The organism is Aliiroseovarius lamellibrachiae (assembly GCF_018599245.1).
Taxonomy (GTDB): Bacteria; Pseudomonadota; Alphaproteobacteria; order Rhodobacterales; family Rhodobacteraceae; genus Aliiroseovarius; species Aliiroseovarius lamellibrachiae.
The window spans coordinates 109,697-136,253 of record NZ_JAHEVJ010000007.1 but is presented as its reverse complement, the minus strand read 5'-3'; the positions used below and the strand labels follow the sequence as shown (position 1 = coordinate 136,253).

General features: G+C 55.1%; 26 protein-coding genes. 16 read left to right on the top strand and 10 right to left on the bottom strand.

Features of this window, described 5'->3' with window-relative positions:
• Positions 1–3 precede the first annotated feature (3 nt).
• The 4 genes from KKW20_RS13210 to guaA form a co-directional block, all read right to left on the bottom strand.
• A complete protein-coding gene (locus tag KKW20_RS13210) occupies positions 4–1,092 on the bottom strand; it encodes an OmpP1/FadL family transporter (RefSeq protein WP_214568373.1) in 1,089 nt (362 codons plus the stop codon).
• Between the two features lie 152 nt (positions 1,093–1,244).
• Complete coding sequence (locus tag KKW20_RS13205) at positions 1,245–2,132, bottom strand: DMT family transporter (RefSeq protein WP_214568372.1); 888 nt, start codon at positions 2,130–2,132, stop codon at positions 1,245–1,247.
• A 2-nt stretch (positions 2,133–2,134) separates the two neighbouring features.
• The gene (locus KKW20_RS13200; RefSeq protein WP_214568371.1) at positions 2,135–2,449 is read right to left on the bottom strand and encodes a putative quinol monooxygenase; all 315 of its coding nucleotides are present in this window, start codon (positions 2,447–2,449) and stop codon (positions 2,135–2,137) included.
• A 116-nt stretch (positions 2,450–2,565) separates the two neighbouring features.
• Entirely contained in the window at positions 2,566–4,125 is a 1,560-nt protein-coding gene (gene guaA / locus KKW20_RS13195) for a glutamine-hydrolyzing GMP synthase (protein ID WP_214568370.1), read from the bottom strand.
• Positions 4,126–4,325: 200 nt separating this feature from the next.
• Here guaA and KKW20_RS13190 point away from each other — a divergent pair, with 200 nt between their 5' ends.
• A complete protein-coding gene (locus tag KKW20_RS13190; RefSeq protein ID WP_214568369.1) occupies positions 4,326–5,870 on the top strand; it encodes a trimethylamine methyltransferase family protein in 1,545 nt (514 codons plus the stop codon).
• Between the two features lie 83 nt (positions 5,871–5,953).
• Here the strand turns inward: KKW20_RS13190 and KKW20_RS13185 are convergent, their stop codons facing one another.
• On the bottom strand, positions 5,954–6,247 hold the full coding sequence (locus tag KKW20_RS13185) for a DUF6477 family protein (protein ID WP_214568368.1): 294 nt from the start codon (positions 6,245–6,247) through the stop codon (positions 5,954–5,956).
• A gap of 249 nt (positions 6,248–6,496) precedes the next feature.
• Between KKW20_RS13185 and KKW20_RS13180 the strand changes: the two genes are divergently transcribed.
• Entirely contained in the window at positions 6,497–7,597 is a 1,101-nt protein-coding gene (locus tag KKW20_RS13180) for a DUF6456 domain-containing protein (RefSeq protein WP_214568367.1), read from the top strand.
• Positions 7,598–7,683: 86 nt separating this feature from the next.
• Here KKW20_RS13180 and KKW20_RS13175 read toward each other — a convergent pair whose 3' ends face one another.
• The gene (locus KKW20_RS13175) at positions 7,684–8,052 is read right to left on the bottom strand and encodes a hypothetical protein (protein WP_214568366.1); all 369 of its coding nucleotides are present in this window, start codon (positions 8,050–8,052) and stop codon (positions 7,684–7,686) included.
• Positions 8,053–8,272: 220 nt separating this feature from the next.
• On the opposite strand from KKW20_RS13175, the gene KKW20_RS13170 reads away from it, so the two are divergent.
• From KKW20_RS13170 to KKW20_RS13125, 10 genes are all read left to right on the top strand, one after another.
• Positions 8,273–9,307, top strand: coding sequence for an ATP-binding protein (locus KKW20_RS13170; protein ID WP_214568365.1), 1,035 nt, complete (start codon positions 8,273–8,275; stop codon positions 9,305–9,307).
• An 82-nt stretch (positions 9,308–9,389) separates the two neighbouring features.
• Entirely contained in the window at positions 9,390–10,517 is a 1,128-nt protein-coding gene (locus KKW20_RS13165) for a GGDEF domain-containing protein (protein ID WP_214568364.1), read from the top strand.
• 130 nt (positions 10,518–10,647) lie between these two features.
• On the top strand, positions 10,648–11,697 hold the full coding sequence (locus KKW20_RS13160; RefSeq protein WP_214568363.1) for a substrate-binding domain-containing protein: 1,050 nt from the start codon (positions 10,648–10,650) through the stop codon (positions 11,695–11,697).
• An 87-nt stretch (positions 11,698–11,784) separates the two neighbouring features.
• On the top strand, positions 11,785–13,251 hold the full coding sequence (gene pstC / locus KKW20_RS13155) for a phosphate ABC transporter permease subunit PstC (protein ID WP_214568362.1): 1,467 nt from the start codon (positions 11,785–11,787) through the stop codon (positions 13,249–13,251).
• A gap of 5 nt (positions 13,252–13,256) precedes the next feature.
• A complete protein-coding gene (gene pstA / locus KKW20_RS13150; protein WP_425514277.1) occupies positions 13,257–14,606 on the top strand; it encodes a phosphate ABC transporter permease PstA in 1,350 nt (449 codons plus the stop codon).
• 49 nt (positions 14,607–14,655) lie between these two features.
• Entirely contained in the window at positions 14,656–15,453 is a 798-nt protein-coding gene (pstB, locus tag KKW20_RS13145; RefSeq protein ID WP_214568360.1) for a phosphate ABC transporter ATP-binding protein PstB, read from the top strand.
• A gap of 17 nt (positions 15,454–15,470) precedes the next feature.
• Complete coding sequence (phoU, locus tag KKW20_RS13140) at positions 15,471–16,202, top strand: phosphate signaling complex protein PhoU (protein WP_214568359.1); 732 nt, start codon at positions 15,471–15,473, stop codon at positions 16,200–16,202.
• Entirely contained in the window at positions 16,199–16,888 is a 690-nt protein-coding gene (gene phoB / locus KKW20_RS13135) for a phosphate regulon transcriptional regulator PhoB (protein WP_214568358.1), read from the top strand. The genes phoU and phoB overlap by 4 nt, the downstream gene beginning before the upstream one ends.
• Positions 16,889–17,169: 281 nt before the next feature.
• Complete coding sequence (gene aroQ / locus KKW20_RS13130; RefSeq protein ID WP_214568357.1) at positions 17,170–17,610, top strand: type II 3-dehydroquinate dehydratase; 441 nt, start codon at positions 17,170–17,172, stop codon at positions 17,608–17,610.
• Positions 17,611–17,613: 3 nt separating this feature from the next.
• Positions 17,614–18,393, top strand: a complete 780-nt coding sequence (locus KKW20_RS13125; protein ID WP_214568356.1) for a helix-turn-helix transcriptional regulator — start codon at positions 17,614–17,616, stop codon at positions 18,391–18,393.
• A gap of 448 nt (positions 18,394–18,841) precedes the next feature.
• On the opposite strand, the gene tsf is transcribed toward KKW20_RS13125, so the two are convergent.
• Both tsf and rpsB read right to left on the bottom strand, forming a co-directional pair.
• Positions 18,842–19,717, bottom strand: coding sequence for a translation elongation factor Ts (gene tsf, locus KKW20_RS13120; RefSeq protein WP_214568355.1), 876 nt, complete (start codon positions 19,715–19,717; stop codon positions 18,842–18,844).
• Positions 19,718–19,858: 141 nt separating this feature from the next.
• Positions 19,859–20,647 (bottom strand): 30S ribosomal protein S2, encoded by a 789-nt coding sequence (gene rpsB, locus KKW20_RS13115; RefSeq protein ID WP_214568354.1) that lies wholly within the window; start codon positions 20,645–20,647, stop codon positions 19,859–19,861.
• Between the two features lie 282 nt (positions 20,648–20,929).
• Here rpsB and KKW20_RS13110 point away from each other — a divergent pair, with 282 nt between their 5' ends.
• The 4 genes from KKW20_RS13110 (at position 20,930) to KKW20_RS13095 (ending at position 24,281) form a co-directional block, all read left to right on the top strand.
• Positions 20,930–21,817, top strand: a complete 888-nt coding sequence (locus tag KKW20_RS13110; RefSeq protein WP_214568353.1) for a PfkB family carbohydrate kinase — start codon at positions 20,930–20,932, stop codon at positions 21,815–21,817.
• The gene (locus KKW20_RS13105) at positions 21,814–22,728 is read left to right on the top strand and encodes a pseudouridine-5'-phosphate glycosidase (protein ID WP_214568352.1); all 915 of its coding nucleotides are present in this window, start codon (positions 21,814–21,816) and stop codon (positions 22,726–22,728) included. The genes KKW20_RS13110 and KKW20_RS13105 overlap by 4 nt, the downstream gene beginning before the upstream one ends.
• Before the next feature lie 195 nt (positions 22,729–22,923).
• The gene (locus KKW20_RS13100; protein ID WP_214568351.1) at positions 22,924–23,661 is read left to right on the top strand and encodes a DUF502 domain-containing protein; all 738 of its coding nucleotides are present in this window, start codon (positions 22,924–22,926) and stop codon (positions 23,659–23,661) included.
• The gene (locus KKW20_RS13095) at positions 23,658–24,281 is read left to right on the top strand and encodes a LysE/ArgO family amino acid transporter (RefSeq protein WP_214568350.1); all 624 of its coding nucleotides are present in this window, start codon (positions 23,658–23,660) and stop codon (positions 24,279–24,281) included. The genes KKW20_RS13100 and KKW20_RS13095 overlap by 4 nt, the downstream gene beginning before the upstream one ends.
• 4 nt (positions 24,282–24,285) lie before the next feature.
• On the opposite strand, the gene KKW20_RS13090 is transcribed toward KKW20_RS13095, so the two are convergent.
• On the bottom strand, positions 24,286–25,329 hold the full coding sequence (locus KKW20_RS13090) for a patatin-like phospholipase family protein (protein WP_214568349.1): 1,044 nt from the start codon (positions 25,327–25,329) through the stop codon (positions 24,286–24,288).
• A 27-nt stretch (positions 25,330–25,356) separates the two neighbouring features.
• Positions 25,357–26,142 carry a 3-hydroxybutyrate dehydrogenase gene (locus KKW20_RS13085; protein WP_214568348.1) on the bottom strand — a complete coding sequence of 262 codons (786 nt, stop codon included), beginning with the start codon at positions 26,140–26,142 and terminating at the stop codon, positions 25,357–25,359.
• Positions 26,143–26,557 lie beyond the last annotated feature (415 nt).

Genomic DNA, 26,557 nt, shown 5'->3' with positions numbered 1-26,557 from the left:
GACTTAGTAGGTGAAGTCGAGGCTAAGCCCTGCGGCAATGGCATGACCGTTGAAGGTCGCGCTCAGTGGGGCGCTTGTGACAGTCTTGTCGTCGAACATGACATATTTCACGCCGCCGGAAATCTTGTAATTGTCGCGCGAATAGCTTGCACCCAGTCCAATAGATTTGCTGGTTCCGGTTGGTGCGAGGAATGTGGTGCCGGTGCTGGCCCCTTCTTCGTACCCAAAGGTCGCAGCGATCGACCAGTTTTCATTCAGCTTGCGACCAACACCAATTTCGTATGTCGTCGAGTCATCCACAAATTCAACCCAATCGACAGTCCCAAACGCAGAGGTGGTGGTAAGCTTTGTGCCATTCCATTTTACGTGACGCACCGAGCCGAACAAAAGTGTGTCTTTTGCGATACCGGTTTGAAAGTCCAGATTGAAGCTTTCAGGAATACGAACCGAGCCGGTCGCCGCGGCGAAGTTATGCGTCCCGGTGAGATCGTGTTTGATGGCGGTGTTATACGTCAAGGCCACACGCATCGCGATTTTAGGAATTTCGTAGGCGACGCCAGCCAAACCACCAAAATCATAGCTGCTGTTTGCACGCAGCACACCGGACCCGGACAGAATTTCGCCGCTCACACGTTGCGCGCGAAGACCGCCGTGGACGCTGAACCCGTTGCCAAATTCATAGCGCATCAGCCCGGTGATGGCTTTGCTGTCTACAAACGCACGACCATTTGGATCGGCAGAAACCGCAGTTTTCAGTGGTTCGGGGTAAAGCAGACCAAGTGACCCAAGGGGGCCATCAATATAGCGGATATCGGCGCCAAAAGGTTCGTCCATAATAACCGCGAAGCTCAGCTTTTCTGAAACTTGCTGTTTGATCGACAGTGAAAATGAATTAAACGCAGCCGCAGATTGCGTTGCGAAACCAGCGGGCGAGCTGGGCACGTTTGGATTGGCGGTCAGAAACCCCAATTTTACGTGGTTACCTTCTTCGAACAGGATCGAGATGTCCTGACCCGAACGATCAATGCCGCCCGCGAAACTTGTCGTGGCGGTGGCCGCAACGGCTGCAGCTGTAAGCGCAAAACCCTTCATATTTCCTCCCTGAGAAATCTCAACTTGCGTGAATAGGCGCAAATTGGCTTATCGTTGTTTTTTTCATTGCAGAAAACGTATGTGTCGCACAAGTGTTCGGTCAATCGTTACCTTGGGTCAGTTGCAGCCTTGCACCGGTCCCGCGAGTATTTTCAACTCTGAGGGCGTAAATTTCCCTTAGGGGATGGGTCGGTTTTCGCCCTTAAATTGATAAGATTTGCCGCCACAATCAACGCAGATCCAACCGCCAAACCCCATGTCATAGGCTCTTGGTAAAATATTGCACCAATAAGGGCGATCAGGGGCAGGCGGGTGAAATCTATGGGAATCACAACGCTGGCGGGCGCAAGGGACAGGGCCTGTGTCAAGCATAAATGCGCCAGCAAACCGGCCAGGCCGATCAGCACAAACCACGGGACGAGCTGTGCTGTGGGCGGCGTGATTTGCCCATCATACCCGGCGCAAATCAAGCCAAAGATCAACTGCAACCCGGTCAGCCAAAACAGAATGTTGAGCGTGGTTTCATGTCGGGTCAGTTTTCGTGTCAGGATCGCGGTGAAGGCAAAGGCAATGGCGGCGCTTCCGGCCGCAATAACGCCCGCCGAAAGCCCGGTCACGCCGGGGCGCGCGATGATCAGAATACCGATAAATCCGATGATCGCTGAGGCGGCGCGACGACGTGTCAGCGCCTCGCCCAGCAAAATTGGCGCCAGCACAACCACCCAAAGCGGCGACGTGAATTCCAACGCAAAAACCTGGGCAAGCGGGATCATTGTCAGCGCATAGAACCACAGGTTCTGGCCGGAAAAATGTGCGATATTGCGCAAAACATGGGTGCCAAGCGCGCGACGATTAATCATCTGAAATCGCCCGGTCAAGAGCAGCACAAGACACACGATACCAAACCCGATGAAAGAGCGAAACAACATCAGCTCAAAGGTGTCATGGGCATGACTGACCGCGCGCCCCGCAATGGCCATGGCAGAAAATGAGGTGATCGCCCCGGTCATCCAAAGCGCGGCGCGTAGGGTTGCGTTCATCTTTAAGTCGCTTTGTTATCAATGGTATGTGGAATTTCCGTGATGCTGTAGTCGCGCGGAATTCCCTGTGTAATCTCTGCCCAGCGTGAGGCTTTCATCCGGGTCTGATGGGCCTCAAATGCGATCCGATCCGTGAACATCTCGGACACGTTGAACCGCCCGGAAAGCGTGCTGTCCGGGGTGACGTCAAACGACAAGCAACCGGGTTCCTGACGTGTCAGTTCAATATGGCGCGGCAAGGCGGCGGCCACGGCGTCATATCGGTCGGCGGGCACATCAATATATCCGATGAGCGAGATTTTGGGGTCCTGTGTCATGTCTTAGGGCTAGCAAGGCCTCGCTTAGAAAGCGAGTGAATATCCACCACATATGAAAAAACGCCGCCCGTGAGGGGCAGCGTTTCTGTTTTACATATTAGAAAAGGCGGCGCGCCTTATTCCCACTCGATCGTCCCCGGAGGTTTCGAGGTGATGTCATAGGTGCAGCGATTGATGCCTTTCACCTCGTTGATGATCCGGGTGGATGTCTCGCCAAGGAATTCATGGGTGAACGGATAATAATCTGCGGTCATCCCATCAACAGAGGTCACCGCACGCAGCGCACAGGCGAAATCATAGGTCCGACCATCGCCCATAACCCCCACGGTGCGCACGGGAAGGATCGCGACAAAGGCTTGCCAGATCTCGTCATACAGCCCGTGTTTGCGGATCTGATCAATGTAAACCGCATCCGCTTCGCGCAGGATGTCCAGCTTTTCACGGGTGATCTCGCCGGGGCAACGGATCGCAAGACCCGGCCCAGGAAAGGGGTGACGGCCGATGAACGATTGCGGCAGGCCAAGTTCACGCCCCAAGGCGCGCACTTCGTCTTTAAAGAGCTCGCGCAGCGGCTCCACCAGCTTCAGACCCATCTTTTCAGGCAGGCCACCGACGTTGTGGTGCGACTTGATGGTCACCGAAGGGCCGCCAGAAAAGGACACGGATTCAATGACATCAGGGTAAAGCGTACCCTGGGCCAGAAACTCGGCCCCCTCAATGGTATCGGCATGTTTCTGGAACACATCAATGAACAGCTTGCCAATGATCTTGCGCTTGGTTTCCGGATCAGATTGCCCCTCAAGCTCGCCCAAGAACAGGTCCGCCTCATCCGCGTGGATCAGTTGCAGATTGTAATTGTCGCGGAACATGGTGACGACCTCCTGGCCCTCATCCTTGCGCAAGAGGCCATGATCGACAAACACACAGGTCAACTGATCGCCAATTGCCTCGTGGATCAAGATCGCCGCAACCGAACTGTCAACACCACCAGACAGACCGCAGATGACTTTTTTGTCCCCCACCTGTTCACGGATCGACGCAATCATCTGTTCGCGGTACGCGCCCATGGTCCAATCGCCGCTGAACCCCGCCAATTTGACAAATTGCTCATACAGCTTTGCGCCATTGGGGGTGTGATGCACTTCGGGGTGGAATTGCACCGCATAGAAGTGACGTTTCTGATCTGCGGTGATCGCAAATGGCGCATTGGGCGAGGTGCCGTAGACCTCAAACCCCGGCGCAATTTCTGAAACGTGGTCGCCGTGGCTCATCCAGACCTGTTCGTCACCGTCCGCATACCAGCCCTCTAGCAGGTCCAGTTTTTGCGTCTCGGTCACAAAGGCGCGGCCAAATTCAGCGGTGCCATGACCGCTTTCCACTTTGCCACCCAGCTGGTGCATCATCACCTGTTGACCATAGCAGATGCCCAAAATGGGCACACCATAGTCAAAAATTTCCTGCGGCACGCGCGGTGATCCTTCGCGGGTCACACTGTCGGGGCCACCGGAAAAGATCACGGCTTTGGGCGCAAGCGCGCGCACAAATTCCATTGTGACATTTTGATAGGGGTGGATTTCGCAATAGACGTTTAGCTCGCGAAGGCGGCGCGCAATCAGCTGCGTTACCTGGCTGCCAAAGTCGATGATTAAAAGGCGGTCGTGGCTCTGATCTGTCATGAAAACGGATTAGGGCAGGGCGCGCAATTTCGCAAGAGCTTGCAGACCTGTGTTGGCGATTTTCATCCTAATTTTTGAACCCTCATATCCGACAGCATGTCGTTTTTATGATCAACGCGCCGTTTCAGGTGAGATTTGACCCGCGCCCGCAGTGTAAACCGAAGCTAACAGGATTTACCGAGAGTTCGGAGGGAAATGACATGACCGAGGCGCAGACACGCAGACGAGCACGAGGGGGTGGCGGGGCCGCGCGCCGTGCGGAACGCAATGCGGTGTCGTTTGAAACGGCCAAGTATATTGAACGCAACATCCCGAACCTCGAAATTCTCAATGATGAAGCCATCGAGATCATCGAATACAACGCGGAAACCGTGTTGGAAGAAGTGGGTGTCAACTTTGTTGAAAACCCCGCCGCCCTAGAGCGGTGGCGCGAAGCAGGCGCGGATGTCAACGGTGAACGCGTGCGCATTCCGCGTGGATTGGCGCGCGAATTGTGCAAAACCGCACCCAGCCAGTATACGCAACATGCCCGCAACCCCGAGCGGAACGTGGTTGTTGGCGGACGCAACCTTGTGCTTGCGCCGGTTTACGGCCCCCCCTTTGTGCGCGACATGGAAGGTGGCCGCCGTTACGCCACGATGGATGATTTCAAGAAATTCGTAAAACTTGGCTATATGTCAAAATGGCTGCACCATTCGGGCGGCACGGTTTGCGAACCCACCGATATCCCGGTGAACAAACGCCACCTTGATATGCTGATGGCGCATATGGAGCTGTCGGATAAGCCGTTTATGGGGTCCGTCACCGCGCCCGAACGCGCGCAGGATTCGGTGGATATGTGCGGCATCCTGTTTGGGAAGGATTTTGTGCAGGAAAACACCGTGATGACCTCGCTCATCAACATCAACTCGCCGATGCAATATGATGACGTGATGATGGGCGCGATGGAGGTGTTTGCCAAAAACAACCAAGCGTGCATTATTTCGCCGTTCATTGTGGGCGGGGCGATGGCGCCCGTGTCGGTGGCCGGGACGTTGACGCAAGTGCTGGCCGAAGTGCTGGCCGGCGTGGCCTATTCCCAACTGATCCGCAAAGGCGCGCCAGTTGTGGCGGGGACCTTTGTAAGCTCGATCGACATGAATTCGGGTGCGCCGACCTTTGGTACGCCAGAAGCATCAAAAGTCACCTATGGCTGTGGCCAGCTCTTCCGCCGTCTGGGCCTGCCGTATCGTTCGGCCGGTTCGTTCAACGGATCGAAGCTGCCAGATGCACAGGCGGCCTATGAAACCGCCAACTCGCTGAACGCGGGTCTGTTGTCTGGGGTGAACTTCATGTTGCACTCGGCCGGCTGGCTTGAGGGCGGTCTGGTGTCGAGCTTTGAGAAGTTTGTGATGGACGCCGATCAGCTGGGCACATTGCACGGAATGGCCTCTGGTGTGAGCTATGATGAGAACGCCCAAGCGATGGGAGCGATTCGCGAAGTGGGGCCGGGCGGGCACTATCTGGGCTGCGATCACACCCAATCGAACTTTAAATCCGCCTTCTGGCGCTCTGAGCTTCTCGATTACAAGCCATTTGAGACCTGGGAAGAGGATGGCGCGAAAGACACCATGCAATTGGCGTCTGAGCGGGTGAAAAAACTGTTGGGGGACTATCAGCAACCAGCGATGGACCCAGGAATTCGCGACGGTCTGAACGACTATATCGCGGCGAAAAAGGCGTCTATGCCGGATGCGTTTTCGTAAGGTTCACATCTGTTCCTAGAGTGTTCCAACTGGTTAACAGGTTGGTAAGGGGGGTTAACGGCCCCCCTTATACTTTTTCAACCTCAAACCGAACGTAGCTTGCGTGGCAGCAACCGGGCCTCGGCCATCAAAGCGATCAAAACCTCAACATGACGCGAAACTGAATAGGCGCCATCGCCGGTTTTGCGGATCTGTTCCAGGCGGGCTTCTTCTTCCATCAGACCATCAACGGCCCGTGTAGGCGTTGGGGTGGATGCTGATTTCATCAGTCGTTTCAAGTCTCTATCACGATTATAGTCTACAATTCCAAAACGTGCTGCGCGGATTAACAGGCGTGGGCGGCGAAGTGTTTTGAGAAGATCAAGTGCATCAGTCATGTGAGTTCCTTTCATCGTGTTGCCACTAGGAATACTCAACCCTGAGAGGTGTTGCGTTCAAAAATTCACCGTACGCAAGTTTTAACAATTGTTTCACTTTTAGAAACAAAACTGAAGCATAGACTGGACAATTAACCATTCGGTAACCAAACGCGTGCTAGCTGGAGTGACGTAAAAACACAACCGCTAGTAGAGCGTCAACCGAGGCCGTCGCGATGGGACAGCGCACAGCCTTAAAGGGGGACATGCATGGAGTTCTCGAGCTCTTCACAGATCGAAATCGGAACCGGGGAAATCATCCCTTGGTTGCCCAATGCGGTGAAGCTGTATTTGGATCACACCGAACGCGGCGAAACCATTCGTGCGTTGGCGCGGCAAAAGGGCGTACATGCCTCGACCGTGCTGCGCCAGGTGCAAAAAACGGAAACGCGGCGCGATGATCCGCTGGTGGACAATCTGATCACTCAGATTGCGCAGAACTGGTGTGAACATGAGGGGGTGCAAGCCGGCACAGACAAGGGTCACACCCCCATGAAAGACCTAGACAGCGACGATAACGTGATCTCAAAACATGCCGCGCGCGTGTTGCGCACATTGATGAAAGAGGGCGCAATCCTCGCCATCTCGAAGGGGGTGGATACGGCGGTTGTGCTTGACCTGCGCGAGGGGGACAGCCCGGTGCAATTGTGCAAATGCCCGCGTGAGGTGGCCGAGATTCTTGCGTTGCGCGACTGGATTTCCGGGACGAGCACAGGAACGGTGTCGCGGTACCGTATCACACCGGCTGGGCGCACGGCGCTGAACAAAATGATGGCCAAAGCCGAAGGGCGCGCCCTTGGGTTTGCAGAAGCATCTGCCGGGTTTCTGGGCGCAAAATCCGCAGGAAAACCCAGCTCAGGTGCAAAGAAACGCCGCATGGTCGGGGCGGATACGCCACTTCGGGTGCTGGCACGCAGCCGTGCGGCGGGGCAACCCTATCTGAGTGGTAATCTGGTGTCGGCCGCTGACCGTTTGCAACGTGATTTTGCACTGGCACAACTTGAGGCATCGCCGCAATCGGGGTGGTCTGGCATCATGTCTGGCCTGCGCAACACCCCCAAGCGCAACGGGTCGCGCAATGATCGGATGATTGATGCGCGTCAGCGGTTCATTGCTGCGATGGATGCATTGGGGCCAGAGCTGGGGGAAATGGCCCTGGCGGTGTGTTGTCACGAAAAGGGCATGGAACGGATCGAAGCAGAGTTGCAGATGCCGGCCCGATCGGGAAAATTCATGCTGCGTGTCGCGTTGAAATACCTGCATCGCCATTATGATGAGCTTGGCGGAACGGACCATGATCTGATCTATTAAGGCATTTCGCCAAAACCGGTAATACAGGCTTTTTCGAAACGCATTCGTCAGAACAAACACAGTCCAAATTGCGTCGTAAATAAGGCTTATTCCACCAGTTGAACGTCATCTGCATTGGTGGTGACAATCTCGAAATCAACATCAGGGGCCTGGCTTTTGATCTCTGTCTTGACCATTTTGGGGTTCGTCAGGCTTGGGGCCACCACACGGTATTTTCCGCGGTACCCCAATTGCTGCAAGCGCAGTGCCAATTCGAGGCAATCAAAGCTGTTGCACAACAAAGGGGACAGGATCAGCGCGGGGTTGATCCTGTCGAGCGTCTCGGATGTGACATCCAAATACCCGAGGTAGCTGATCTTCTCAAATTCCGGGAATTTTAGTGCCGTATCATCACTTTGCATCGTATCACCGACCGCTAAAATACCGGTTTTTATCGACACATCGAGTTGATCCATAGTCCAGCCCTTATCCCCTGAAAGACCTTATCTTGACAGAAACCCAACATTTCTGCGGCGCGGCAGCCTTCGTTACTAAACAAGTATAGGGGGGGCTTTTCAATCTGCAATTCCCCAATTCCGCGTATTTTTCTTTTTTGGTCAAAAAACACTGCACTCTTTACAGGATTTAAAAACCAAAGCAGAAGGTTGGCAGCTTTTCCAGCGATAAGGTGCAAAAATGCTTTCTGCGTGTGATGTAGATCCACTTCCAATTGCGGTGATTGTGATCGCGGCAGATGGGCAAATCACGACCATTAACGAACGCGCGCGGGAGCTGTTTGGCGAGCGTACGGTCGGGCGGCTTTATGCGGCTGTGTTGCGCCAGCCTGATGTGGTGGAACGGATAGAACGCGCCTTGGCGCATGAACGCATGGCGCCTGTACGCTATATCGCGGTTGGGGCGGGGCGTGATGTGGTTTACGATGCCCATATCGTCCCGATCGAGGACGAGAGCGGTGGGGTTATGGTCAGCTTTGTTGATGCAACCCATAAGGAAGAAGCAGGGCAAATGCGCTCTGATTTTGTTGCCAATGTTAGCCATGAATTGCGCACGCCCCTTACCGCATTGTCTGGTTTCATTGAAACCTTGCGCGGACCTGCGCGCGACGATCCAGAGGCGCGCGACCGGTTTTTGGACATTATGGAACAAGAAGCCGGGCGGATGAACCGGCTGGTCTCTGATCTTCTGTCGCTGTCTCGCGTTGAGGATATGGAACGGATGCGCCCCACGGCGCCACAAGATTTGCGTGACGTGCTGCATTGCGCGCAGAGCAGCCTGCAAAGACAAGCGCGCGCGCGCGGTGTTACGGTTGATCTGGTGTCAGAAAATGACGGGGGGATCGCGGTTTCCGGGGACCGGGATCAGCTGATCCAAGTGTTCACCAACCTCATTGAAAACGCTATTAAATACGGAAAAAAGGCGGGGATTGTCACCATTCGCGTCACGCGCGGGCAGGCCGTTCCCGGAATGCGTGCCCCGGTGATTTGTGTTGCGGTCGAGGATCAGGGCGACGGGATTGCGCCCCATCACATCGGCCGGTTGACCGAACGGTTTTACCGGGTCGATAATCACCGTTCGCGTGAAATGGGTGGCACGGGTCTGGGGCTGGCGATTGTCAAACATATCGTCAAACGACATCGCGGGCGGCTGCGCATTCAAAGCGAAAAGGGGAAAGGCAGTTGCTTTACCGTCTGCCTGCCAGAACACTCATAGATTTTTTTATTGGACATAGAACACTGTAAGGTTGTTTAATCCGGCAAAAATGTCGTTTTTATATCCAACAGTGATCAGATTTATGAAAAAGCCGCGTCCGGTCGAAGTTATCCCTTTTTTGGACAGGCCAATGATGGGCCTTGATGCCTATGCCACAGAATTCTCGCTTCCGCCTCTGCGTGCGGCGGACCCTTTGACCCATTGGGTTGCCGTGGGTGGAGAGGCCGTTCTGTTGGTCTTTGGTTCGTACAACTATTTTGCAGGCCACAGTATCGCCGCCCTGGTGACGATCCTTCCCTTGGTGATGATCCTGTCCGGTCAGATTGCCAGTCTCTTGGGGCGACGCTGGCCGTTTAATCCAGGGATGATTCTTTTTGTACTGGCACTATCGCATCTCGCTTTGGCCTGGCTGATGACGCCGATGGTTCTTTTGTGGGCCTTTCCGTCGCTGGTGGCGGCGTTTTTGATGACGCGGTCGCAAAATGTGAACATATATGCGGGGCTGATGTTGATCGGCGGCACCGGAATTGCGGCGATGCAAACGGATTATGCTTTGGCGGTGCGCTTTCCTTTGGCGTTTAGTTCTGTGTGGTTGTTATTGTTCATTCTGCTGCGCGTGGTGGCCAATCTTCGCCAGACCGCCTTTGAGCAAAGCATCACCGATCCGCTTACGGGGTGCTACAACCGGCGATATCTCGATCATTATATGGAGGCAAAACACCGGCAAGACCGCGGTGCGATGCTGCTTTTGGATATGGATCGGTTCAAGGATTTGAATGATGAACACGGTCATGCAGCGGGCGATCAGGCCCTGCGGCGGCTGACAATGATTTGCCAAGCCACTTGGCCCGGCGAGGTGTCATGTTTCCGGATTGGCGGCGATGAATTTGTGCTGATGCTGCGCCAGCCGGAAAAGCACGATCTAACGGGCATGAGCGCACATGAACAGGACCGTCGGCTTTTCCGGTTTGCGAAAACGGTGATCAACACCCTAAACGCCGATGGCAGTTTTTCTGTCTCGGGGGGGCTGGCGCCGTTCGGTTGGCCGGCAGAGTTTGAGGAGATTTATCGCCGTGCCGATGTGGCGCTTTATCAGGCCAAAGACGAGGGGCGGGGGCGATTGTGCGTGAGTGAATCACCAACCTCTGTGACACAAAGCGGGTTTTCGTCTGAAAAACCACCGTCAGATCACGCCATTCCAGCGGAATAACCACCTGAAACCATGTAATTTCCCTGACTGTCATACGCTTGTTACAAAACAGTCACAAAAGCTTTGATCAATCCCCTTAACACGGCCCCAAGTCGCCGATGGGGCGGCATTGATGTAAATGGAGAAACCCATGTCTTTTGTGAAACTGACCGCTTCTGCTTTGGCGATCACCGCTGTTGGTGCAACTGCTGCATCCGCCCGTGATCAGGTTCAAGTTGCCGGATCGTCCACCGTTCTGCCTTACGCGTCGATCGTGGCGGAAGCTTTTGGTGAAAACTTTGACTTCCCAACACCGGTTGTTGAATCGGGCGGTTCATCCGCGGGTCTTAAGCGTTTTTGTGAAGGTGTTGGCGAAAACACCATCGACGTGGCAAACGCCTCGCGCAAAATCAAAGATAAAGAGATTGCAAAATGTGCCGATGCTGGTGTGAAAGACATCATCGAAGTGCGCATCGGCTATGACGGCATCGTGTTTGCCTCGCAGTTGAACGGCCCGGATTTTGGTGCCTTTGAACCGGCGGACATTTATAACGCGCTTGGTGCGCAGGTGATGGTTGACGGCAAATTGGTCGACAACACATTTTCCAAATGGAACGAATTTAACGCGGATCTGCCCGACGTAGACATCGCCGCCTTCATCCCCGGCACAAAACACGGCACCCGTGAAGTGTTCGAAGTGAAAGTTATGGAAGCGGGCTGTAAGGCCACTGGCGCCTATGACGTGTTCCTGGCAGCTGCCGAAGGCGACAGCGACAAAGCCAAGAAAAAAGCCGCGAAAAAGATGTGTTACAAAGTGCGCACCGACGGCACATCGGTGGACATCGATGGCGATTACACCGAAACTTTGGCCTCGATCAGCTCGAACAAAGACGGCATCGGCATCTTTGGTCTGGCGTTTTATGAAAACAACACAGACACGCTGCAAGTGGCGACCATGTCGGGCATCGCACCGTCCACGGAAACCATTGCAACCGGTGAATACCCTGTGTCGCGCCCGCTGTATTTCTATATCAAGAAAGCCCACATCGGCGTGATCCCTGGCCTGAAAGAATATGCTGAGTTCTTTGTCGCCGATGAAATCGCTGGCCCCGATGGCCCGCTGTCTGAATACGGTTTGGTTGCGGATCCAGAACTGGCCGCAACCCAAGCGTCGATCGCTGCTGAAGAGACCATGAAATAAGCTTTGCTTATCTGGGCGGCGCGGGATTCCTCGCGCCGCTTTCCCTTTCCCGGATCACATTGATCCGCCTTTCACAAGAGACACCACATGTCTGCTTCACTTCTTCTTCTGATCATCCTGGCACTGGCCGCCGTCGGATTTGTCATCGGTCGGGGCAGGGCGCTTCGCTCGGTCCAGGGGGATCGCCGCCGACTGCATTCTTTGCCGAACTACTACGGATTTAACGTGGCGATGCTGGCCTTTGTGCCGGCTGTGCTGGTTTTGGCGCTTTGGGTTGTGGTGCAGCCGATGGTGGTGAACAGCGCGGTGTCCGGTCTGATCCCACACGACAGCTATGCGGATGCCGGGGCATTGAACCTGATCATGAGCGATGTGAAACGCGTGGCGCACGGGTTGGACGCGGTTGCGGCGCAAGGGATCGTTCAAAAGATCCCCTTGTCTGAAATGAACGTGGGCAACACTGATATTCGCGGGCTTTTGGGCTCGGTTGGTGTGGCGCTTGGATCGGATGTGACCCAAGACGTGCTGAACGCAGCCCAAGAGTTTCGTGCAAAATCGGCGCAAGGGGCGCTGTGGATGTCGATCATCGTTTTGGTTGTCGCTTTGGCTGGGTTTTTCGCCGCCATCCGCATGACCAACGGAGATCTGCGGGCGCGCAATTTGGTGGAACACGGCATTAAGGCTGTGTTGATTGGGGCCGCAATGATTGCGGTTCTCACCACTTTGGGAATTATTTTGTCGTTGATTTTCAACACCATCAGCTTCTTTGGCATGTTCCCTATGGCGGATTTCTTGTTCGGCATGACGTGGTCGCCTGAGGGGCGCGGCGGGTCCGAGCATCTGGGCATCCTGCCGCTGTTGTGGGGGACAATTTACATCTCGATTGTGGCGCTGTCGGTGGCGGTGCCCATCGGGCTTTTCGCCGCTGTTTACCTGTCGGAATATGCCAGCCGCACCACGCGGGCCTTTGCAAAACCGCTGCTCGAAGTGCTGGCGGGCATCCCCACCATTGTCTACGGGCTGTTTGCCCTGACGGTGGTTGGCCCCATGCTTGTGGGTTTTTTCGGCGCAGATGGGCTGAATTGGATGCAAGGGGCGCGGTCGGTGATGACGGCCGGTTTGGTGATGGGCATTATGCTGATCCCCTTCGTGTCCTCATTGTCGGACGACATTATCAACGCAGTGCCGCAAAGCATGCGCGATGGGTCTTACGGACTGGGGGCCACGCAATCAGAAACCGTGCGCCAAGTGGTTTTGCCCGCCGCCCTTCCGGGCATCGTGGGGGCGATCCTTCTGGCGGCGTCTCGCGCGATTGGCGAAACCATGATTGTGGTCATGGGCGCCGGGGCCGCCGCGCGCCTGTCGATGAACCCCTTTGAAGCGATGACCACCGTGACCGCCAAGATCGTCTCTCAGCTGACAGGCGACGCCGATTTTGCCAGCCCCGAAGCCCTGGTGGCCTTTGCGCTTGGCATGACCCTTTTCATCCTGACCCTTGGGCTGAACGTCGTTGCGCTGATGATCGTGCGCAAATACCGGGAGCAATACGAATGAGTGATATGACCGACATGACGGCTGCGCGCCCCCAAAAACCGGTTAATTCTTTGCTCGTACAAGACGCAAATACCGCCCGCCGCAATGCGTCTGAAAAACGGTTTCGCGCCTATGGCATCACCGCGATCGCCATTGGCCTTGTGTTTCTGGTGGTGCTGATTTCCTCGATCCTTTTCAAAGGGGTAGGGGCGTTCCAACAGACCACGCTCACCCTTCAGGTGGAGCTTTTAGAGGCGAAACTGGACAAATCCGGCACCCGTGATTTGGACAAGATCAAAAAGGTCACGACCTTTGGTTATAACCCGCTGATTGACGACGCCATCCGGCGCGCGATTGACGAGATTGGGGTGGAGAACCCGTTTCGCAAAGGCAAAGATCTGCGCAAGATGCTGTCGTCAGGTGCGGCCGGTCAGCTGCGGGAGTTTGTCATCGCAAACCCGGATCGTATTGGTGACACGGTGGCGTTTAAACTGCTCGCCTCGTCCCGTGTGGATGGGTATCTGAAGGATCGCGTCAGTCGCGAAAGCCTTGCGCGCGACAAGAACCTGACGCCTGTGCATTTGGATCTTATTGACGCGCTGCGGGACGCAGGCATTGTGCGCAAAGGGTTCAATATGTCCTTTATCACCGGCGCGGATGCCTCGGAAAGTCGCCCGGAACAGGCCGGGATCGGCGTGTCGATGTTGGGCAGCTTTTATATGATGATTGTCGTCCTGCTGGCCGCATTGCCGATCGGTGTGGCGGCGTCGATTTACCTGGAAGAGTTTGCGCGCCAGAACTGGTTCACGGATCTGATCGAAGTGAACATCTCAAACCTTGCGGCGGTGCCGTCGATTGTGTTTGGGATCTTGGGTCTGGCCGTGTTCATCCAATTTGCCCATTTCCCACAATCAGCGCCGCTGGTAGGGGGGCTGGTGCTGACCTTAATGACCCTGCCGACGATCATCATTTCAACCCGCGCGTCCTTGAAGGCTGTGCCGCCGTCAATCCGCGAAGCGGCTTTGGGGATTGGTGCCTCGAAAATGCAAACCGTGTTCCACCATGTGCTGCCGCTGGCGATGCCGGGCATTCTGACCGGAACCATCATTGGTCTGGCGCAAGCGCTTGGCGAAACCGCGCCGCTTTTGCTGATCGGGATGGTGGGCTATATCGCGTCCAATCCGCCCGAAGGACTGATCGAAGGGTTCCTCAGCCCCAATTCTGCCATGCCGGCGCAAATCTATGAATGGGCGAAGCGCGCGGACCCTGCCTATTATGAACGGGCATGGGGCGGGATCATTATCTTGCTTCTGTTCCTCATGACCATGAATATCATCGCAATCATCCTGCGCCGACGGTTTGAGCGCCGCTGGTAGGCCGCACCGAAATGGGGCCCCAGAATGGACCACGACGAGGACCACGACAATGAACGATATGACGAAAACCGAGAAAGCCTTAGAGATGAAAACCTCAAAGATCTCAGCCAAAAACGTGCAAGTGCATTACGCCGACACCCATGCGATCAAAGACGTGAATGTCGAGATTGAGGATAAGACCGTGACCGCCTTTATCGGTCCGTCTGGGTGCGGGAAATCGACCTTTCTGCGCTGTCTTAATCGGATGAATGACACCATTGATATTTGCCGGGTCACGGGCGACATTCTGTTGGACGGCGAAGACATTTATGATCGTCGGGTGGATCCCGTACAGCTGCGCGCAAAAGTCGGCATGGTGTTTCAAAAACCCAACCCGTTCCCCAAGTCGATTTATGACAATGTCGCTTACGGTCCGCGCATTCATGGCCTTGCCCGCAACAAAGCGGATCTTGATGATATCGTTGAGAAATCTTTGCGTCGCGGGGCCATTTGGAACGAGGTTAAAGACCGCCTTCATGCGCCCGGAACCGGGCTTTCTGGCGGGCAACAACAGCGTTTGTGCATTGCGCGAGCTGTTGCGACCGAGCCTGAGGTTTTGCTGATGGATGAGCCGTGTTCGGCGCTTGATCCCATCGCCACGGCACAGGTTGAAGAGCTGATCGACGAGCTGCGCGAAAACTTTTCTGTGGTGATTGTCACCCACTCGATGCAGCAAGCCGCGCGCGTCAGCCAAAAAACCGCTTTTTTCCACATGGGCAACCTTGTGGAATATGACGACACCACAAAGATTTTCACCAATCCCGAAGATCCACGCACCGAGAGTTATATCACGGGCCGGATCGGTTAAGGGCAGGGGACAGACACATGATTGATCAACATATCGCATCCGCTTTTGACCGGGACCTTGAGGAAATTCAGGCCCATGTGATGAAAATGGGCGGGCTGGTGGAAACGGCCATCCGTGACGGCGCCAAGTCGTTGAAATCCCGTGATGAAGAGCTGGCAGACGTCGTGCGCAAAGCCGACAAGAAAATCGATGCCCTGGACACACAGATCCAAGAAGAATGCGCGCGTTTGCTGGCCCTGCGCCAACCAATTGCGTCGGATCTTCGCACTGTTCTGACCGTGATGCGCATTGCCGCCAACCTTGAACGGGTTGGCGATTACGCGAAAAACATGGCCAAACGCACCAGTGTTTTGGTGCATATGCAGCCCATCGATGGGGCCTCGGGGGCGATCAAACGCATGGCGATGGAAGTGCAGCTAATGCTGTCGGATGTGCTGGATGCCTATATCCGCCGTGACGTGGATCTGGCGCAAGACGTACGGCATCGCGACATCGAAGTGGACCAGATGTACAATGCTTTGTTTCGCGAATTCCTGACCTTTATGATGGAAGACCCGCGCAATATTTCAAGCTGTATGCACCTTCATTTCATCGCGAAAAACATCGAACGTATGGGGGATCACATCACATCCATCGCGGATCAGGTGATCTATTTGGTGACCGGTGACATGCCCGATGAGGCGCGCCCAAAAGGCAATGCCCCCAACTATGAACTGCCCACCGGTGGGGATGACGAGGCGACGTCATGAGCGCGCAGAAGCCCTGTGTTTTACTGGTCGAAGATGAACCCGCCCAACGTGAAATCCTCCGCTATAACCTCAATGCCGAAGGGTATGAGGTGGTGATGGCAGAAAACGGCGATGATGCGCTGTTGATGGTCGACGAGGTGATGCCGGATTTGATCCTGTTGGATTGGATGCTGCCGGGGGTGTCAGGCATTGAGATTTGTCGTCAGGTGAAGTCGCGCAAGGAAACGCGGCCCATTCCGGTGATCATGTTGTCAGCGCGATCCGAGGAATTGGACCGTGTGCGAGGGTTGGAAACCGGCGCGGATGACTATGTCGTCAAGCCATTTTCCGTGTCGGAACTGATGGCGCGGGTTCGCACGCAATTGCGCCGCACACGACCGGCCGCCGTGGGGCAACAGCTGACGTTTGACGACATCATTTTGGACGGCGAAAGCCACCGTGTGACGCGGGCGGGTGAACCGATCAAACTGGGCCCAACCGAATTTCGCCTGCTGACCACCTTGATGGAAAAACCGGGGCGCGTCTGGAGCCGTGAACAGCTTTTGGATCGTGTCTGGGGGCGCGATGTCTATGTCGACACAAGAACGGTCGATGTTCATGTGGGCCGTTTGCGCAAGGCATTGTGCAAGGTCGGCGGGGATGATCCGTTAAGAACGGTCCGCGGGACCGGGTATTCACTGGGGTGATCTCACGGCAGGAACAAGGGCGCACACCGTAATACGCACAAAGGTTGAGGTTGGCATATTAATCGCATAATCAGTATTATGTAATATTAACCCCAAACAAACCGCGTCAAACGTCAGTCTAAAATACATGATAACAACCACTTACAGAACGCTGTTAATCAAGCACCCACAGCATTCCGGTCACCGGTCGATCCTTTTGACGCATCGGTTAATCCCGCTCTAGACCCTCGACAAACTCGAGCTTTCTTGGCAGAGTTGATCTAGGGAAAAGGGAAAATTATATGTCATCGATCTTGGTTCTGAATGGCCCAAATCTCAACCTTCTGGGGACGCGTCAACCAGAAATCTATGGGACAACAACGCTTAACGATATTGAAGACAAGTGTGTCAGCCATGCAAAATCGCGCGATGTGCGCTGTGTGTGTCTTCAATCCAACCACGAAGGTGCGCTGGTGGATGCGATCCACGCGGCGCGCGGCGTGCATGACGGGATCATTTTAAACGCCGGTGCCTATACGCACACGTCAATTGCGTTGATGGATGCAATTGTGTCGACTGAACTGCCGGTTGTTGAACTTCATCTGTCCAATATTCACGCGCGAGAAGACTTTCGCCACACCTCATATATCGCAAAGGCAGCCATCGGTCAGATTTGCGGGTTTGGCGCGGTAGGATACACGCTCGCCATTGATGCGCTTCTTGCCCATCTCGAGAATGGGTGACCGATGTCGTTTCTGGAGCTTCTGAAAGACGTCTGTGCCTGCGCCACGCTACAGCAGGTTTGGCAGATCCAGCGCGAGACCTTCGAAAGCTATGGGTTTGATCGCATCATCTATGGGTATTCCCGATATTTCACGCCAAACAGCTTTGGGCCGCGCGAAGATATCTTGCTGCTGTCAAACCATGACGCAGAGTATTTACGCTCCTACACAAGCGATGAAATGTATTTTCATTCCCCCATGGCTATTTGGGCAGCCGAAAACACCGGATCATGTTCCTGGCGTTGGATTCGCGAAAACGCGGAGCTGATGGGGGATCAGCAACAGGCTGTATTAAGTGTTAATCGAAAGATGGGTGTCACCGCCGGATATACGATCTCTTTTCCCTCGGCCACCTCGCGGACCCGCGGTGTGCTTGCCGCCACCGGACGCAAAGAAATGGATCAGGATGAGGTGGACGAAATCTGGGTTGAGCATGGCCGCGATATCGAAGTTTTCGCCAATGTCACACACCTTAAGATGATCTCGCTTCCTATTGAAACACAACGACAACCCTTGACACCACGTCAACGCGAAGCGCTTGAATGGGTGTCTGATGGGAAAACCACGCAGGACATTGCAACCATTATGTCCGTCTCGGCGGCGACCGTCGAAAAGCATCTGCGCATCGCGCGTGAAAAGCTTGGCGTTGACAGCACGGCGCAGGCCGTCGCCAAAGCTTCCTTTCTCAATCAGATCTATTTGCTCCCCGGCAGCGACAACAGCAATAAAATCAGCATCGGCTGAGGTCAGTCGCGATGGTATGGAAAACCCCACTACCCAAGCGCCTCGAGAATCGCGATAATTCAATTGTTCCGTGAGTGGTGGCTTTTGCCGTTTGGAACATGGGGTGGACGTGCTGTGATTTCAGATCTCGTATCATTCTGTCGGGTAACCGAGGGGCTGGTGTTAATGGAGTATTGATCCCAAAGGCGCCAGTCTTTTACCCTTCCCTTAAAGGGTGCCGTAGTCCTGCGGATACTCTTTGCGGCGTCGACCTCCCCGTTGGCGCCGCTTCCCTTTTCTGGCCTTTGATATGTGGAACGCTGTTCAGGCTGTGATCCGAAAGTGTTTCCAGTTTTCAGCGATACAATATCAACTGGAAATGCGCTGACAGAAAAAGGGGCCGGAAACCCGACCCCTTTCAGTGATGTTTCAAAGCGCGGGCGCGATGCCCCTGCCCTGAGCGGTTTAATTAACCGCGAACAGCTGCTGCAACTTCTGCAGCGAAATCTGTTTCTTCTTTCTCAATACCGTCGCCAACTTCCATACGGATGTAGCCAACAATCTCAGCACCAGCTTCTTTAGCCGCCGCTTCAACAGTCAGATCCGGGTTGATGACAAAGTCTTGGCCCAGAAGGGTGACTTCGGCCAGGAACTTTTTCATACGGCCTTTGATCATGTTTTCAATGATGTTCTCAGGCTTGCCGCTTTCACGGGCTTGCTCGGTCAGGATGGTGCGTTCTTTTTCAACAACGGCCGGGTCCAAGGATGCTTCGTTCAACGACTGTGGGTTGGCCGCCGCAATGTGCATTGCAACCTGTTTGCCAAACGCTTCATTGCCGCCGTTCATCGCAACGAGAACACCGATTTTGCCCATGCCGTCAGCGGCCGCGTTGTGCACATAGCTTACAACGGTTTCGCCTTCGACAGACGCCATCCGGCGCAGCGACATGTTTTCGCCAATGGTGGCGATCTTGTCGGTGATCACAACAGACACAGGCTTGCCACCCAAATCAGCCGCGGCCAGCGCGTCCACGTCCGACACACCCAAAGCGGCTTTGGCGATACCGCCAACCATCTCTTGGAATTCAGCATTTTTGCCAACAAAGTCAGTTTCCGAGTTCACTTCAACAGCGATACCCTTGCCGCCGGCAACAGCCACAGCAACCAGACCTTCAGCAGCGGTACGGCCCGCCTTTTTGGCCGCTTTGGCCAAACCTTTGGTGCGCAGCCAATCTTGCGCCGCCTCCATGTCGCCATCGGTTTCAACCAGGGCTTTTTTCGCGTCCATCATGCCAACGCCGGTGGATTCGCGCAGTTCTTTTACGAGTGCAGCAGTGATTGCCATCTTAACTCTCCTTGGGGAAATTCCAGCCGGGCCTAGCCCATGCCGGTATCAAATCTGTGACAGGTCATCCGGACGAAATGCCAGACCTCTGCCGAACGATGAGACAGGCAGGGACGCACCCTGCCCGTCTTCTAATCGTGTTTAGGCTTCTGCAGGGGCTGCTTCAGCGGTTGCTTCTTCTGCAACAGCTTCTTCAGTCATGCCGCTTTCCAGCTCGCCCAGGTCAACGCCAGCCGCACCCAGTTGGGCCGACATACCGTCCAGAGCCGCGCGGGCCGCCAGATCGGTGTAAAGCGCAATGGCGCGTGCTGCGTCATCGTTGCCAGGGATCACATAGTCAACGCCTTCTGGTGGGCAGTTGGTGTCGACAACAGCCACAACTGGGATGCCCAGTTTGTTGGCTTCGGCGATGGCCAGGGATTCTTTTTTCACGTCGATGACGAAGATAAGGTCAGGAACGCCGCCCATTTCGCGGATGCCGCCCAAAGACGCTTGCAGTTTTGTCTGCTCACGTTCCATGCCAAGACGTTCTTTCTTGGTCATGCCTTCGGCGCCAGAAGCAAGCTTTTCGTCGAATTCTTTCAGGCGTTGGATCGATTTAGACACGGTCTGCCAGTTGGTCAGCGTGCCACCGAGCCAGCGGTGGTTCATGTAATATTGTGCCGAACGCTCTGCGGCGTCTGCAATGGCGCCAGCGGCTTGACGCTTGGTCCCAACGAACAGCACGCGGCCGCCCTTGGCAACAGTTTCACGAATAGCTGTCAAAGCCTGATCCAGCATAGGAACAGTCTGTGTCAGGTCAAAGATGTGAATGCCGTTACGCTCACCATAGATGTACGGACCCATACGTGGGTTCCAGCGTTGTGTTTGGTGACCAAAGTGTACGCCAGCTTCCAAGAGCTGACGGAGTGTGAAATCAGGCAGAGCCATGTTCATTTCCTTTTCCGGTTTCAACCTTGGCGGAATGTATCAAAGGGGGGTCCCTTCAACCGGTGGACACATGAGGATTTCTCCCCCATAGGCCCGCACTCCGCCTGTGGATTAATGGCGCGCGTATATCGGGGGGATGGTGGTGTTGCAAGGGCTATTTACAAAAGAACTGCAATTGTGGGTGTGCTTCATGCGCGACGTCAGGATCGGCGCGTCATAAATCTTGCCTTGGTCCCATCACTTCGTCTTGTCCTTTAACGCAAACATCGGCAAAGAGAAACAATGACACATGCCATTCTTTGTATTGGATCAGTCCTGTGGGACGTGATCGGACGCACCAATATCGAAATGCACATTGGATCGGATCAGCCCGGGCGGATTTCCCGTTTGCCCGGCGGTGTGGCGATGAATATTGCCATGACCTTTTCGCGCTTTGGGTTGAAACCTGCGCTGATCACCGCCATTGGCCATGATCACGAAGGCGATGAGCTGATGTTTCGTGCCCGTGAAATGGGTATGGTGACAGAGTATGTTTACCGCTCGCCCGATTTGCCCACCGACAGTTATATGGCGATCGAAGGCCCCGCCGGGCTGGTTGCGGCCCTTGCCGATGCCCATTCGCTTGAGGCGGCAGGAGATGCGATCCTGACCCCGCTTGAAGACGGCACCTTAGGAAGTGCCGATACGCCTTACACCGGGATCATTGCGCTTGATGGCAATCTGACCGTGGATTTGCTGACGGAGATTGCGGATCGGCCCAGTTTTGCCCGTGCTGATTTGCGTGTCGCCCCCGCCAGCCCCGGAAAAGCGCGTCGTTTGCGCCCCTTGATGGGGCATGCCGGTGCCACGCTTTATGTGAACCTTGAAGAAGCCGGGCTGTTGACCGACAGCACCCCCGAAACCGCCGCGATGGGCGCACATGCCTTGTTAGACGCGGGCGCCACGCGGGTTGTCGTGACCGATGGTGGCAATCTTTGCGCCGAGGGGCATATGGATCGCGGTGTGATCACCGCCCCCTGCCCGTCGATCCGCGTGCGCCGCATCACTGGCGCCGGTGACACGTTTATGGCGGCCCATATCGCCGCTGAACGCGACGGCCAATCGCCCGAAAATGCCCTTATCACCGCGCAGAAAATCGCGGCGAAATATGTCTCAGGAGAAGATGTATGACATTCCCCATCACCTATAGCCCCGAAGTTGCCAAAGCCCGCATCGACGGCACGCCGATTGTCGCGCTGGAAAGCACCATCATCACCCACGGCATGCCGTTTCCGCAAAATGTTGACACCGCGCGCGAGGTTGAGGCCGTGGTGCGCGAAGGCGGGGCAACCCCCGCGACCATCGCGATCCTGAACGGCCAATTACATGTGGGGCTGACGGACGCGGAATTGAATGAGCTGGCACAGGCCAAGAACGTCGCCAAAGTCTCTCGCGCGGATATGCCGGTGTGCATTGCGTCCGGCGGATATGGCGCCACAACGGTTGCCGCCACGATGATCGCAGCACATCTGGCGGGCATTCGTGTGTTTGCCACGGGTGGCATTGGTGGCGTGCATCGCGGGGCCGAGGAAACCTTTGATATCTCTGCTGATTTGCGCGAATTTTCAACCACGCCGGTCACTGTGGTGGCCGCCGGGGCCAAGGCGATCTTGGATATCCCCAAAACGCTCGAAGTGCTTGAAACGCTGGGTGTGCCCGTGATCACCTATGGGCAGGACGAAATGCCCGCCTTTTGGTCGCGCAGCTCAGGGTTGCCCTCGCCTTTGCGTCTGGATGATCCAGCCGCCATTGCACGCGCCCAAGAGGTGCGCAGCGCGATGGGTCTGCCCGGTGGTCAGTTGATCGCCAATCCGATCCCAATGGAGGCCGAAATCCCGCGGGAAGAGATTATGCCCGTGATCGAAGACGCTTTGGTGAAATCCGAAGCCGAACGCATCACCGCCAAAGAGGTCACGCCCTTTCTGCTTGATGCGATGTATAAAGCCACCGCGGGACGGTCATTGGTGGCCAATATCGCTTTGGTGAAAAACAATGCCTCTTTGGCCGCAAAAATTGCCGGTTCTTTCACAAATAAGGGGTAAGGCTGGTTAAAGCGTTTCGACTTAAATCTGAAACATCTAACGCTGCCTGAAATCAAAGATTTCAATGTGTTAGGTGTTGCTGGTAACCTCAAGTTAAATCCGAAACGCTCTAACCCACTGACAAACCACCAACACGCTATTGACCCGGCGCACAAAGCCCCTAAGTTCCGTTAAGGCAATCCACAAAGGTATCTCATGGACGATCACCCCCACCGCAGCCGCTGGCGCATGCTGTCCGGTCTTCGCAACAACTTCCTTGCGGGGTTGGTTGTGGTTGTGCCGATCGCCCTGACCATGTGGATGATCTGGACCTTTGTGGGCTGGATCGACAGTTGGGTGTTGCCGTTTGTGCCGGGCTATTACCACCCAGACGCGCTGATTGACCGGTTTTTCGGCGACAGCGCATGGTTCAAGATGATCTTTGGCGAAAACGTGCGGGTGAATGTGCGCGGCCTTGGCGTTGTGGTCTTTTTGGTCTTTACGGTATTTGTGGGTTGGATTGCCAAAGGGTTAATTGGGCGATCTTTTCTGGCTTGGGGTGAACGGTTGGTCGACCGGATGCCTGTGGTCAGATCGCTTTATAACGGCTTGAAACAAATCGCAGAAACTGTGTTCAACCAATCCAACGAAGCGAAATTCGACACCGCTTGTCTGGTGGAATATCCGCGAAAGGGCATTTGGGCCATTGCGTTTATCTCGACCAAAGCCAAAGGCGAGATTGACGCAAAAATCCCGGCGGATGAGGATATTATCTCGGTCTTTTTACCAACAACGCCAAACCCGACATCCGGCTTTTTGTTGTTTGTCCCCCGTCATTCGGTGATCAAGCTGGACATGTCGGTGGAAGATTGCGCGAAATTGGTGATCTCGGCCGGCTTGGTTTATCCAAATGCAAAAGACCCATCACAACCCATTGGAATTACAGATAAATGATTGCTGCTGCGACAGGGTTTGCCACAGGATTTTCGCTGATTTTGGCAATTGGCGCGCAGAACGCGTTTGTGCTGCGGCAAGGGCTGTTGCGCAAACATGTCTTTGCACTGACGCTCTTTTGTGCGCTGTCAGATGCGGTGCTGATTGCCGCCGGTGTTTTGGGTTTTGGGGCTTTGGTCACGGCTCTGCCCGCGTTGCCGATTGTCATGGGGCTTTCTGGCGCCGGATTTTTGATTGTTTACGGCGCTTTACGCTTTAAAGCGGCTCTCAAAGGTCACTATAAAATGGAGCTGGCCGGCCAGTCTCGATCCTTACGGGCCACCCTCGCCATTGCCGCGGCGTTTACCTGGCTCAATCCGCATGTCTATCTGGATACGCTGGGTTTGATCGGCGCGATTTCGACCTCTTATGACAGTTGGGCAGAGCGTCTTTGGTTTGGCGCCGGTGCAATTACATCCAGCTTTGTGTTTTTCTTTTCATTGGGTTATGGCGCGCGGCTGTTGGCGCCCATCATGCAAAAACCATCGTCGTGGCGCGCGCTTGATGTGATCATTGGCGTTACCATGTGGTTGATTGCGTTTGGATTGATCCGCGGTGTGATGACCGGGGCCATTCACTGAATTTTCAACCGAACATCTGTTCCAGATCGACCGTCGCCCGCTGTCCCAAGTCATTTATATGGTTGGATAAAAACCGATCAGCGGCGTCTTGCCCTGCAGTTTTCAGGCGCGACAGAACCACCGGGGACGGGCTGAGTTTGGTCGCCACGCTCAGATCCCGCATCAGATCATCATCAGAGATCATATGCACCAAAACATCGCTCATCTGGTCGCTGCTCATTTGCCCGTCTTTGATCAGACGTTTGACAAAACTAATCGCGCGCAGCTCTCGCAAAAGCGAGGAGTTGAAGCTGATTTCATTGATGCGGTTTTGAATATCCATCGGTTCGCGTGGAATGTCGTCGCGCCACAGCGGGTTGATGTTCACCACCATAATGTCATCAGGCAAGTCTTTGTGAAACAACGGGAATAATGCGGGGTTTCCGGTGTACCCCCCGTCCCAAAAGGCTTCGCGTTGGCCGGTTTTGGGATCGTCAATTTCCACCGCTTGAAACACGCTTGGCAAACAGGCCGAGGCAAGGATCACATCGGTGGAAATCTCATCCCCCTGAAACACCCGGATTTTACCCGAACGTACATTGGTGGCAGAGATGAAAAGCTTGGGGCCTGTGTCTGCACAAACCTGATCAAATGCAAACTTATCAACAACTTGTTGCAAAGGGTTCGCGTAAAATGGGCCAAGGTGATAGGGGCTGACAAAGCGCGTGGCCATATCCGCCATCATGTTAACGGGCGACAATTCCAACGTGCGGGCAATCACATCGTTTGACGCTGCGAATGACGCCATCCAATTGGTCATGCGCAGGTCCTGAACCCCCGCCACATTGTGCCACAGATCGTCCAAAGCGGCTTTGGCGGAGGCGCGATCGTAACCTGACCCATCCGCCAGCAACCCAGCCTTAAGCGCCGCGCCATTCAACGCACCCGCTGAGGTGCCGGTGATCGCTGCAATCTCAACATCTTCTTGATCAAGCAGCCGGTCCAGCACGCCCCAAGTGAATGCCCCATGTGCGCCGCCGCCCTGCAGGGCGAGGTTGATCCGTTTCATACTCATTACTCCAACACGCGTGCGCCGTTACAGCGCGGTCCAGCCACCATCGACAGAAATTGAAGTGCCGGTGATTTGCGCCGCTGCGCCTGAACACAGGAATACGGCGGTGCCGCCCATTTGTTCGACGGTTGCAAATTCTTTTGAGGGCTGACGGGCCAACATGACCTCGCGCACCACGTCGTCGCGGCTCATGTTGTGGGTTTTCATCTGATCGGGGATTTGCGCCTCAACCAGTGGGGTCAACACATAGCCCGGGCAAATGGCGTTCACGGTGATCGGTTCCTCGGCGGTTTCCAGGGCAACGGTTTTGGTCAGGCCAATCACGCCATGCTTGGCGGCCACATAGGCGGATTTATAGGGCGATGCGGTCAAGCCATGGGCCGATGCGATGTTCACAATGCGGCCCCATCCGGCTTTGCGCATCATCGGCAGCGCGGCGGCGGTGGTGTGAAACGCCGAGCTCAGGTTGATCGCGATGATCGCATCCCATTTTTCCACCGGAAACTCATCCACAGGCGCAACATGCTGAATGCCCGCGTTGTTGACCAGAATATCGCACGCGCCGGCCTTTTCAATCAGCGCGCGACATTGATCCCCTTTGGACATATCCGCCTGGATATAGCGCACCTTCACCCCGTGGGCGGCGGCAATATCCGAGGCGATCTGATGGTCTTCGTCACGGTCGGTGAAGGAGTTCAAAACAACATCCGCCCCAGCCCGCGCAAATTCAGTTGCAACCCCAAGGCCAATGCCCGAGTTCGACCCGGTTACAATCGCGGTTTTGCCGGCAAGCGAGGTGGTGATGGCCATGAGAGCATTCCTTTGGAGATATTTTTCTGCTTTGCAGCATAACGACAGAGGCCGGCAATTCCAGCCCTAAAGCGTCCGGCCTTTACCCTGAGACAGGGAAAACGCGGGGCGCGGCGGAACCTCTTACTATTGCGGGGTTTCGCCAAAAACGCGTGTTTCAAGTTTATGGCGGAACGCTTTAATCCCACCCGGCCCCAGCGCGCAGACCGCCCCACGGCATAAGCGAAATGGTCAAGGCGTCAAACGCGTGGTTTTGCAAAGGGCAACCAGACCGATTCTCTGCGTGTTTGGTCACATATTTATGAATTGCTGCACGGGCATCATCGCCATAAAAAAAACGCCCGCACAAGGCGGGCGCAAGTTATTGAGGCAGGTTTCATACAGGCAAGAAACCTATCGAGCAGTGAGATCTTTA